The sequence below is a fragment of the Vicinamibacteria bacterium genome (assembly GCA_035570235.1).
Classification (GTDB): domain Bacteria; phylum Acidobacteriota; class Vicinamibacteria; order Fen-336; family Fen-336; genus DATMML01.
Genome location: DATMML010000091.1, coordinates 135,176 through 146,289, shown reverse-complemented (window position 1 = coordinate 146,289; position 11,114 = coordinate 135,176). Strand labels below are relative to the sequence as shown.

Below are 11,114 nucleotides of genomic sequence, written 5' to 3'. Positions count from 1 at the left end.
AAGGGTTAGCCAATGGCGACAACCGAAGCCCCTCCCCGAAGGCGCGAGGTCCGGGAGCGGGCCGTCATTCGCTTCGTGGGCGACTCCGGCGACGGCATGCAGATCACGGGGAGCCAGTTCACAAACACCGCTGCCCTCTTCGGCAACGACTTGGCGACGTTCCCCGACTTCCCGGCGGAAATCCGCGCCCCCGCGGGTACCCTGCCCGGGGTCTCCGGCTTCCAGGTCAACTTTGCCGCCACCGACGTCTTCACCCCCGGGGATGCGGTGGACGTGCTGGTGGCTATGAACCCGGCCGCCCTCAAGACCAACCTGGCCGACCTGCGCACGGGGGGGATCCTCATCCTCAACGTCGACAACTTCAAGGAGACCGACCTCAAGAAGGCGCAGATGACGTCCAACCCGCTCGAGGACCATTCCCTCGAGGGCTACCGCCTCTTCCCGGTGGAGCTCACCAAGCTCACCCGCCTGGCCCTCCGCGACCTGGGCTTGGACGCCAAGAGCATGGACCGTTGCAAGAACTTCTTCGCGCTCGGCATGTGCTACTGGCTCTACAACCGGTCTATGGAGGCCACCTACAAGTGGCTAGACGAGAAGTTCGCGAAGAAGCCGGTCCTGGCCGAGGCCAACAAGCTGGCCATGAAGGCGGGCTACGCCTACTGCGACGCCACCGAGGCCTTCCAGGTCAGTTACGAGATTCCCCCCGCCCGACTGGCCCCGGGCGTTTACCGCAACATCAGCGGCAACACGGCCCTCGCCCTCGGTTTCGTGGCCGCTTCGCAGAAGGCGGGCATCCCCCTCTTCCAGGGCTCCTATCCCATCACCCCCGCCTCTGACATCCTCCACGAACTCTCGATGTTCAAGGAGTTCGGGGTGATCACCTTCCAGGCTGAGGACGAAATCGCAGCCATCACCTCTGTCATCGGCGCCGCCTACGGGGGGGCCCTCGGCCTCACGACCACCTCGGGGCCGGGCATGGCCTTGAAGACGGAGGCCATGGGCCTGGCCATCGCGGTCGAGCTTCCGCTGGTGATCTGCGACATCCAGCGCGGGGGTCCCTCCACCGGGCTCCCCACCAAGACCGAGCAGGCCGACCTCCTCCAGGCCCTTTTCGGTCGCAACTCCGAAGCCCCCATCCCCGTGCTGGCCGCGGCCACCCCCGGCGACTGCTTCTGGGTCGCGCTCGAGGCCAGCCGCATCGCCATCAAGTACATGGTGCCTGTCATCGTGCTTTCCGACGGCTATCTCGCCAACGGGGCCGAGCCCTGGAAGATCCCCGACCTCCGGGAACTGCCGGATATTCCCGTCAAGTTCCGCACCGACCCCGATGGCTTCATGCCCTACTTGCGGAACCCCGAGACGCTGGCCCGGCCCTGGGCGGTGCCGGGCACCCCCGGCCTCGAGCACCGCATTGGGGGCCTCGAGAAGCAGGACGGAACCGGCAACGTCAACTACGAGCCCCTGAACCACGAGCGAATGGTGCGCTTGCGGGCGGCCAAGGTGGAGGCCATCGCCCAGGAGGTGCCGGATGTTGTTCCCGCCGGCGACCCCGACGGCGACCTCCTGCTCGTGGGCTGGGGATCCACCTACGGACCCATCACCGCCGCCCTCCGCGCCCAGCGGGAGAAGAAGCGGAGGCTCGGACACGTGCACCTGCGCCATTTGAATCCGTTGCCCCGAAACCTCGGTTCCGTGCTGAAGCGCTACAAGAGGGTCGTGGTTCCGGAGATGAACATGGGGCAGCTCGTGTGGTTGCTCCGAGCCAAGTACCTAGTGGACGCCGAGGGTTTCAACAAGATCCAAGGGAAGCCCTTCAAGCAGGCGGAGATCGAAGCCAAGATCGAGGAGGTTCTGCAGTGACCGCGACCCTGCCCGCCTACAGCAAAAAGGATTTCCAGACGGATCAGGAGGTTCGGTGGTGCCCCGGCTGCGGGGACTACGCGATTCTCTCCGCCGTGCAGTCGATCTTCCCCGAGCTCGGGATCCCCCGCGAGAAGTTCGTGGTGGTGTCCGGGATCGGTTGTTCCAGCCGCTTTCCCTACTACATGAACACCTATGGATTCCACACCATCCATGGCCGGGCCCCCGCGGTGGCCACCGGTCTCAAGATCTCGCGGCCCGAACTCGAGGTGTGGATCGCCACCGGGGATGGGGACGCCCTCAGCATCGGCGGCAACCACTTTATCCACATGCTGCGAAGGAACGTGGGCTTGAAGGTCCTCCTCTTCAACAACCGGATCTATGGGCTCACCAAGGGTCAGTACTCCCCGACCTCGGAGATGGGGAAGAAGGCGAAGTCCACGCCCTACGGCTCCCTCGACCGCCCCTTCAACCCCCTCTCCCTGGCCCTGGGGGCGGAGGCCACGTTCGTCGCGCGCTCGGTGGACATCTTCCAGGGGCACCTCAAGGCCACGCTCAAGAGGGCGGCCGCCCACAAAGGAACGGCTTTCGTGGAGATTCTGCAGAACTGCAACATCTTCAACGACGGGGCCTGGGAAAACCTCACCGAGAAGGACCTCCGGGACGACCACACGATCCAGCTCGAGCACGGTCAACCCCTGATCTTCGGCAAGAACCATGACCAGGGAATCCGGATGAACGGCCTCAACCTCGAGGTCGTGGCCCTCGGGAATGGTGTCACCGAGAAGGACCTCCTCGTTCACGACGAGCACCACCCCAAGCCTGCCTTCGGCTTCCTCCTCTCACGGATGGACGGGACTCCCGGTTTCCCCACCCCCCTGGGCGTCCTGCGGGCGGTGGACGCTCCCGCCTACGAGACCTCCATGAACGATCAAGTGCGGCAGGTGATCGCGAAGAAGGGCAAGGGCGACCTCGCCTCGTTGCTCCGCGCGGGCGACACTTGGGAAGTCAAGTAGCGCCGCCGTCCCGGCGAGCACATCCCTAGGCGCTTTCGCACCAGAGAGAGGACGGGACCTTCGATCTTGCCCCGGCGCCTCCAGCAGGAGTCGTCTCTCGGAGGGGCGCAGCGTGCCCTAGAGGCGCGGGAAACGGGCCCGGTCAACCCCCGGGGCGTCCCCGGGGACACCTCCGACCTCTCCCCGGGCCGAGCTGAGAACCGCCGCCTCCCGACGCGGCGGCGGCGGCAGCGGCCGCTCTTAGGTGGACGATTCCCCTGCCTATCCTCCGACGGAATCAGTTGTCGTCGCCGTCGTCGCTGTCTTCCGTGCCGAAGCGTTTCGAGATCTTAACGTCCGGATTACCGCGGGAGTTGTCACCGTAAGCCCCGAGGAATCCCCTCGACCCCCCGGTCGTGTCTGCGGCCAGGCCGTCGTAGTCGCCCATGTAGACGGAGTTGATGAGCAGGTCGCCCGCGATGCTGGGGGCGAAGCTTCTCTTCGTGACCCGGTGACTCGTCCATGTCTGCCCTCCGTCGTTGGAACGGGCGCATTCGCGATCGATGAAAAAGTTCGTGGGGTCGCGATGCCGGTCATAAAAGCACACGCCGACCGTACCGTTGGGGTCCACGGCGACCCCCGGCAGGAAATGGTCGGCGGGAGAGGTATCGCTGTTGACCTTCACCGGGCTCGACCAGGATTTGCCCCCGTCGTCGGAGCGGCTGACGAGAGCGTCGCCAAAGTTATAGGTGACGCCGCTGAAAAACGGTGGAAAGCCGTCGGGTGTGACCCCGAACCGCCCATCGTTCCAGGAGATGTAGAGCGGGCTCGTGCCCCCGTGCGACAGGTCTATGGCGAGGCTCGGGAACTCGTTGTTGCGGAAACCCCCCTGGAGCAGGCCGAAGAAGTTGCTCCCGACAATGGTCACGGTGGCGACCGTGCTCTTGGGCGCGAAGGTCGCCCCCCCGTCGGTCGACTTGGCAATGTCGATCTCGTTGGTGGGACTGAAAGCGGGGAGCTGCTCCCACGCGACATAGACGTTGCCCGCGCGGTCCACGGCGACGTTGGAGCCCTGGTCCCGGTTCGGGAAACAGCCATTGTCGACGACGGTGGGAGCGCTCCAGGTAGCTCCTCCGTCGGTCGAGCGGACGAGCTCGATTCCGAGTCGTAGGGTCCCGGGGCAGAGCGCGGGCCCGCCGAAGAAACCCGTGCTGTCGACGTCGGTATAGGTGACGTAAAGCCTCGCCGGGTTCGAGGGATCGGTGGCCATCCAGGGCTTGTCGATGAAGTGCGTGGCACCATCCTTCAGTACCGGTACCACGGGATCGGCGAAGGTCCGTCCTCCGTCGGTCGACTTAGAGACGGAGACGCCGGTCGAGAACAAAAATTGGAAGATCGACGACTGATAGAAAGTGTTCTCGTCGGTGCACACCGCGACCGGGTCGCCGCCGAGGGAATTGGAGAGGTCCTGCCCGGGGTTCAAGAACCCGAGGTCCGTAAACGAGCGTCCACCATCCGTGGAGAGCGAGTAGCCGTTGAAGGATTGGCCGATCCCGGGAATGGGGAAGGTCTCGAGGAAGCTTCCCGAGTCATTGTAGGCCACCAAGACATGGCTTCCGCACCACGCGGTCGAGGTCTCGCTCTGGGTAAAGCCCCCCATCCGGCTGAAGGACAGGTCCGTGCCGGGGTCTGACACCGCACCCTGCCCGAGGGCCCCCGAAGGATGAAGGGATCGCCCAAGCAGAGGAGCGTTGAGGCTCCCGGCGCTCCGGGCGAGCACCGGTTCAATCTGGTCCCAGGTCGTCGCCATCCGGAGGAGGTGCTGGGCGCCGCTCGAGAGCTTCCCTTTCGTGGACTCGTCCAAGCGCGCCGATAGGTCCCTAAGTTGCTTCATGCGGGCGGAGACGACGTTCAGCCGCTGCTGAAGGGTCTGGGCGGACCCAGTTCCCGCGCCCAGCCCCAAGCTGGCCAGGCACAACGATAGGACTGCGCCCGGCCCAAAGGCCGCGGTTCTTAGCCAGCTTCGCGTTGGGTGTTTCATTTTTCCTCCTCAACAACTGGCTCGTCCCAAAGGGAGGTCGAGCCTTCCGCGCAGCGAAAATGGGAGCGCCAGCTTGTTCTCTTCTGTGAAGATAGACAGCGATTAGTTACCGGGGTCGTTCCACACGTGCTCACCCAGCGCTCGAATGGCGAGAGGGTCTCGAGCGGCGAATGAGTATCAAGTGACGTCCGTGAATGTCAAGAACAAACCTGCGAGAGCATGCAGTTGTTGTGTCAAATGTGCCGTCCGGGAAATTTTCTCTTGACAGCCGCTGCCCTGCGCGCGATCTTTGAATGGAGATCGGTGCCCCGGCCCGAAGGAGGGGGCAGGCGAGCGAGACCGCCTCGGGTGCCGCTCTTGATGGCTTGTGACCGGCGTCTCGTGGCCGTTTGCAAAGTACGGTTCTTCGGCCGTTTGAGGAGGTGCCTATGGAATTTGACGGCAGTCCGCCGGGCACCGCAGGGCCTTAGGAGCCCACGATCAAAGCGAAAACGAACGGCGCACCCTGTGGTGCGCAGGGCAGCATGCCCCGTTCATGACCCGGGAGCTTGAGGCTCCCGGGTCTTTTTGCCTGGCCTACTTCAGCAGGGGCACGATGGGGAGACGCAGGGGACCCTCGTCGGTGTCAATAACGATGTCGGTCGAATCCACCGACTTGATGACCCCGTCGGCCAAGGCGTCTCCCGCGCGGTAGGCGTTCAGGGCTCCGGTAGGCGAGTAGGCGTAAGCCGTCCAGGCTTCCCCCGCGGAGGCCACCCCGGCCAGCTCGAACTCCAATACGGCCAGGTCCTTCGGCCGCAGCACGAGACGTCGCTCGGGAGGCGTCCCCGCCACCGGGAAGACCGCTTCCTCGGAGCCCGCCCGCCGGGTCAGGATCCGTCGGCCCTCCTCCGTCCGCTCCGTCAGCCCCACCGCGTCCAACACCGCTGCCCTCAGGCTAGCCACGGGCAGGTCCTTCGCCCAGAGGCTCACGCGGCCGAGGAAGCCCTGCGGCCCGAGGGCGGCCAGGCCGGCATCCATGTCCGTCATCACGGCCAGGATGTCTCGAACTTCCGCGCGCTTCAGGGCAAAGCTCGCGGCCGGCGAGCCGCCTGTGGTCGGAAGCGAGGGTAGCGTTCCGCGGACCGCGGAGACGCGCCGCAGGAGGCCCGGCTCGGAGATGGACAGGTCCAGACCAGACTTCGTGAGCGCGGTGAGTGCCTCATCGAGGGTCAAGCGCGTGAAGTCCAGGCTCACCCGCCCCGTCACGTCCCCGTCCACGATGAAGGCCTGGGAGGTGACGAGGTGAAGGACGCGGAAGACGTCGGCCAGGTCCACGTCGCGCAGACGGAGGCTCAGGGTTCCTTTGCCCGAGATTTTGCCCGTCGGCCCCTTCAGGACGATGCTGCGGGCCTGGTCCCGGTCCACCCGGCAAGGGGTTTCGTCTTGGTCGAAGGGGTCCTCCGCAGGAAAGGGAAGTTCCGCCTCCACCCCCGCCACCGGGCTCTTGCCCCGTACCTCGAAGCGATGGCACGCAGCCTGCCGCGCCACCAGAAAGTCGGAGATCCGGAAGAAGCCGCGCTCGAACCTCGTCTCGAGGCCCCGCACGGAACCCTCCCCCACGGTCAAGCCCCGCACCACGAACTCGTCGCTCAGGGCGGCGTGGGTAAGGACCACCGGGCGGTCCCGCACCACGACCGCGAGCTCGGAGAGAAACAGCCGCGGGTTGCGGCGGGTGCGGCGGAGGGCGGCGACGGTCTCGGATTTGGCCAGGGCCAGGGCCTGGTCCCGGAGAAAGGCGTCGGCCGCGGGCCGGGCGACCCCGTTGAGCCGCGAGCGGAGTCCGTCCGGCGGGGGGGGGAGGGGCGCCTTCAGTGGCCGATAGGGGAGTCGCAGGACGGCCGCCAGCCGCACGATGCCCTCGGAGGTGGCGGAAATCGTGAGGCTCTCCACGTCCGGAAGGCGAGGGGACAAGGCGACCTGACGGAAGAACCGGTCCACGTCCCCAAAACGCCCTTGCGCGGACAGCTCCACGACGACATCGCCCCGGATCCCGGTCTCCTGGGGCGGACGCGACTGCACCTCCACCCGGGCCAGCTTGGCTCCCTCGGCCAGGTCCTTCACGAGCGCCGCGTCGGTCGCGAGATTCGGGCCGTCGGGGAGTATCCGGCGCAGGGTCTCGAGGCGACGATCCAGGAGGAGCCGCTCCTCAGGGAAAGGACGGGTCGAGCTGGCAGCAAGAAGGAGGGCGACCAGGCCTTGGACCATGCGGGCGGGTATCTTACACCGCTCCCTCCCCGCGGGGAGAGAGAGGGCGAGGGCCCGGAGAGATCCGGGCCCTCCTGACATCGTGCGAAGAGAGCCGGATCAGCTGTGGCCGCCGGCACCCTTCTTGTCTTTGTACAAGTCCTTGCGGTCCCGATGCAGGTCGGTCCGGTCGTGGCGGATGTCCTTTGTGTCCCGGCGGACCTCGCTACGGTCGTGGTGGACGTCCTTGCGGTCGGAAGCGATTTCCTTGGCGTCGGATTTCACCTGCGCGCTGTCCTTTCCGTAGGCCTTCGCATCGTGACGCAGGTCGCGCCGATCCTGGTTCAGATCGCGCTGATCGTGGCGAACATCGGTGCGATCGTGGTTCCGGTCCCGCAGGTCGTGGCGAAGATCCTTACCGTCGGCCCCCAAGTCCTTGGCGTCGCGATGGATGTCCTTCTTGTCTTGGGGGTCGGCCGCGGATTGCGCGCGAGCGGCGGGAGCGGCCAGGCCGAAGGCCACACCGAGAAGAGGAATGAGTCTGCGAGTCAAGCGGCTGATGCTCATATACGGCCTCCTTTCAGGGGATGGGACCGTGGGCCGCGGTCCGGGGTTTAACATTCTTGACACTGGAGTGCGCCCGATCACTCCTGCCCGCGGTGTCCCCGGCTCCTGAAGAGAGGTCGTCGCTGGCTCAGGACGACATCCCCAGCTCGGCGAGGAGGAGACTCCAGACATCGGCCCACTCTGCCACGAGCTTGGAGACGGGCTTGCCTTGACCGTGGCCCGCCCGCGTTTCCAGGCGGAGCAGGATCGGGCGGCCGGAGGCGGTTGCCGCCTGGAGGCGGGCGGCCATCTTGCGCGCGTGCATGGGATCGACGCGGCTGTCCGCCTCGCCGGCGGTGAGGAGGACGGCCGGATAGCGCGTGCCCTCCCGCACGTGATGGTAGGGCGAGTAGGCATAGAGCCAGCGGAAGGCGTCGGGATCCTCCGGGGAGCCGTACTCCGCGATCCACAGCCGCGCGATGCGATAGCGGTGGTAGCGAAGCATGTCCAGGAGGGGGACCTGGCAGACCACGGCCGCGAAGAGCTCGGGCCGCTGGGTCAGGGCCGCCCCCACGAGCAGGCCGCCGTTGCTCCCGCCCATGATCGCGAGGCGTCCGCGCTCGGCGTGGCCCTCGCGGTGGAGGAACTCAGCTGCGGCCAGGAAGTCGTCGAAGGCGTTCTGTTTGTGTTCCCGCATCCCGGCCCGGTGCCAGTCCTCGCCGTACTCCCCCCCGCCCCGGAGATGAGCCACGGCGTAGAGCCCCCCGCGCTCCAGGAAGAGCAGGAGGCTGCGCCCAAAGGCGGGGGTGAGGCTGACGTTGAATCCACCGTAGCCGGTGAGCAGGGCCGGTCCCCCCGGCGGGCGGTCCCGGCCGTGGACCAGGAACATCGAGATCGGGGTGCCATCCTTTGAGGCGTAGCGGACGAGGCGGACCGTGTAGGCTTGCGGGTTCACGTCCCCTTCCACCGCCCGCCAGGGCGCGGGCGGCCCCTCCGGCAGGGCCAGGCGGTAGACCACGGGCGGGGTGGTGAAGGAGGAGAAGCCGAAGAAGGCCTCCTTCCCGTCCCATTCTCCGGTCATCGCCTCCACGGTGCCGATTCCCGGCAACTCCAGCTCGCGCTGGAGGCGACCCCGGAGGTCGTAGAGGGACAGGCGCGAGGAGGCGTCGCGGAGCCGGAGGACGAGGATCCACTGGCCTACCAGGAGGGCCCCCTCCAGGACATCCGGGCCTTCCGGGATGACGTCCTGCCAGGATTCGGGTCCGGGACGCTTGAGGTCGGCGGCGACGAGACGGTAGCGTGGGGCCCCGTGGTTCGTATGAAGGTAGAGCCGATCGTTGCGGAGGGTGACGCCGAAGAGTGAGTCGATCCCCTCCACGACGGGGACGAAGCCACCCCCGCCCACCCGGTCCTTAAGGTAGACGTCGGTGCGCGTCCAGCCAAGCGAGACACTGACGGCCAGGAACCGGCCGTCGGGAGAGAGGTGGATCGACGTCCAGTCTTCGGGCGCCCGCCCCTCCCCGAAAAGCAGGGGGTCGCGCCGCCAGTCCTCCCCGAGGGAGTGTTCGAAGACGCGACGATGGTAGTCCTCTTCGCCCGGGGGCACCCGGCCCCGCTCCGGATAACGGGTGTAGAAGAAACCCGAGCCGTCGGGGCGCCATTCCAACGAGCAGGCCCGCGTCCAGGGGATGACATCCGGCAGGTCCCGGCCTGTTTCCACCTCCCGTACGCGGAGGGTGCTCTTTTCGCTCCCGCCTTCGGACACACCGTAGGCCAGCAAGCGGCCGTCCGGGCTCGGGTAGTACCAGTCCAGAGCCGAGGTCGCGTCGGGGCTAAGCGCGGCGGGATCGACGAGGACCCGGTCGGTCCCCGCGGGGCCGTCCCGCCTATAGAGCACCGGCTGCTCCTGCGCGCCCTCCCGCCGCTGATAGAAGTAGCGCCCCCCCCGAAGGGTGGGGGGGGAGACAGTGCCAATGGAAAAAAGGGCGTCTAGCCGCGCTCGGACCGCGTCTCGCCCCGGGAGCGCATCGAGGACAAGTCGCGCGAAGTGGCCCTGGGCGGCAGTCCAGGCCGCCACCTCCGGGGAGTCGGCCTCCTCCAGCCAGCGGTACGCATCCGACACGGCCACGCCGTGGCAGACTTCGATCAGCGCTTGCGGGCGGGTAACGGGCGGACGGGGGGGATTAATCGAACCCGCGCTTGCGGCGCCGGATGTTGCGGCGGCTGCCCTTACTCCGGAACGGGCGGCCGCGATCGTCGGTCGGGAAGTCACTGAAGCTCGGGGGGGCGCCAAAGGCGGGGGGCCCTCCTGGCCGGTACGAGTTCCCCGCCCCGAAAGCGGGACGGTAACCCCCTCCCGCACCCGCCGGCCGTGGGGGCCGGTTCTCGGCCTCGTTCACGCGCAGGGGTCGACCCTTCAGGTCCTTCCCGTTCATCAGCGCGATTGACTTCTGCGCGGCGTCGTCGTCCTCGAACTCCACGAAGGCGAAGCCTCGGGGACGTCCGGTCTCGCGGTCGGTGGGCACCTTCGCATCCACGACCTTGCCCGCGGCACTGAAAGCCTCAATGAGCTCCTCACGCGTGACGTCGAAGCTCAGGTTGCCCACGAACACCTTATTCGAAATGGCCGGACCTCCTCATCGGGTGTGTCAAAGGCCGCCCGTTGTCGCCGTCTGGGGCGACCCAGGAACACCCCGGGGCGCGGCGGCCGGGGCTCCAGGACTCTAACAGAAAGTGCGACCCTTTCCAACGCGGGCTTTCGCCTTAAGATGTAGCCGTGCGCCTACCCCTGATTGTGCGCAGCTTCCCTGTCGGTCTCCTCCAGTGCAACTGTACGGTCCTTGGCGACCCCGAGAGTCGCCAGGCCGTGGTCGTGGATCCCGGGGACGAAGGGCAGAAAGTGCTGGACGTGCTACGGGATGAAGGACTGACGTGTCGGGCCATCTTGAACACTCACACCCACATCGACCATGTAGGTGCGAACCAAGCCCTCAAAGAGGCGACCGGGGCGCGACTCCTGCTGCACGAGGCGGACCTCCCCCTCTACGATAATCTGGGGGCCCAGGCCCTCATGCTGGGCGGGCTCATGCCCGCTCCCCCCCGGGCCGGCGTCGACGAGACCATCCACCAAGGGGACCGGGTGAGGGCGGGGGGGGTCGTGGCCGAGGTTCTCCACACCCCTGGCCACACTCCCGGGAGCCTGTGCTTCCATCTCGATGGGGAGGCCCTCCTCCTGTCCGGTGACACCCTCTTCGCGGGGAGCATAGGGCGTACCGATCTCTGGGGGGGCGACTACGACCAGGAGATCGCCTCCATCCGCGAGCGCCTCCTCGCCCTCGATGACCGGACGCGGGTGATTCCCGGCCATGGACCGGAGACGACAATCGGGCGCGAGCGCCGCCGCAACCCCTTCCTGGCCGACCTTTGAGGCCCCTTCATGGGAGGTA

The 11,114-nt window shown here is 67.0% G+C and carries 8 protein-coding genes; 3 read left to right on the top strand and 5 right to left on the bottom strand.

Annotation, left to right across the window (positions count from 1 at the left end; all coding sequences use genetic code 11):
- Positions 1 to 12: 12 nt before the first annotated feature.
- On the top strand, positions 13 to 1,860 hold the full coding sequence (locus tag VN461_17050) for a 2-oxoacid:acceptor oxidoreductase subunit alpha (protein ID HXB56484.1): 1,848 nt from the start codon (positions 13 to 15) through the stop codon (positions 1,858 to 1,860).
- Positions 1,857 to 2,876 carry a 2-oxoacid:ferredoxin oxidoreductase subunit beta gene (locus VN461_17045; GenBank protein HXB56483.1) on the top strand — a complete coding sequence of 340 codons (1,020 nt, stop codon included), beginning with the start codon at positions 1,857 to 1,859 and terminating at the stop codon, positions 2,874 to 2,876. The genes VN461_17050 and VN461_17045 overlap by 4 nt, the downstream gene beginning before the upstream one ends.
- 277 nt (positions 2,877 to 3,153) lie before the next feature.
- On the opposite strand, the gene VN461_17040 is transcribed toward VN461_17045, so the two are convergent.
- The 5 genes from VN461_17040 to VN461_17020 form a co-directional block, all read right to left on the bottom strand.
- A complete protein-coding gene (locus VN461_17040) occupies positions 3,154 to 4,896 on the bottom strand; it encodes a hypothetical protein (GenBank protein ID HXB56482.1) in 1,743 nt (580 codons plus the stop codon).
- Between the two features lie 576 nt (positions 4,897 to 5,472).
- Positions 5,473 to 7,143 (bottom strand): hypothetical protein, encoded by a 1,671-nt coding sequence (locus VN461_17035; GenBank protein HXB56481.1) that lies wholly within the window; start codon positions 7,141 to 7,143, stop codon positions 5,473 to 5,475.
- Between the two features lie 99 nt (positions 7,144 to 7,242).
- On the bottom strand, positions 7,243 to 7,689 hold the full coding sequence (locus tag VN461_17030; GenBank protein ID HXB56480.1) for a hypothetical protein: 447 nt from the start codon (positions 7,687 to 7,689) through the stop codon (positions 7,243 to 7,245).
- 127 nt (positions 7,690 to 7,816) lie between these two features.
- Entirely contained in the window at positions 7,817 to 9,856 is a 2,040-nt protein-coding gene (locus VN461_17025) for a prolyl oligopeptidase family serine peptidase (GenBank protein HXB56479.1), read from the bottom strand.
- Complete coding sequence (locus VN461_17020) at positions 9,852 to 10,274, bottom strand: RNA-binding protein (GenBank protein ID HXB56478.1); 423 nt, start codon at positions 10,272 to 10,274, stop codon at positions 9,852 to 9,854. The genes VN461_17025 and VN461_17020 overlap by 5 nt, the downstream gene beginning before the upstream one ends.
- A 170-nt stretch (positions 10,275 to 10,444) precedes the next feature.
- On the opposite strand from VN461_17020, the gene VN461_17015 reads away from it, so the two are divergent.
- Positions 10,445 to 11,095 carry an MBL fold metallo-hydrolase gene (locus VN461_17015; protein ID HXB56477.1) on the top strand — a complete coding sequence of 217 codons (651 nt, stop codon included), beginning with the start codon at positions 10,445 to 10,447 and terminating at the stop codon, positions 11,093 to 11,095.
- Positions 11,096 to 11,114 lie beyond the last annotated feature (19 nt).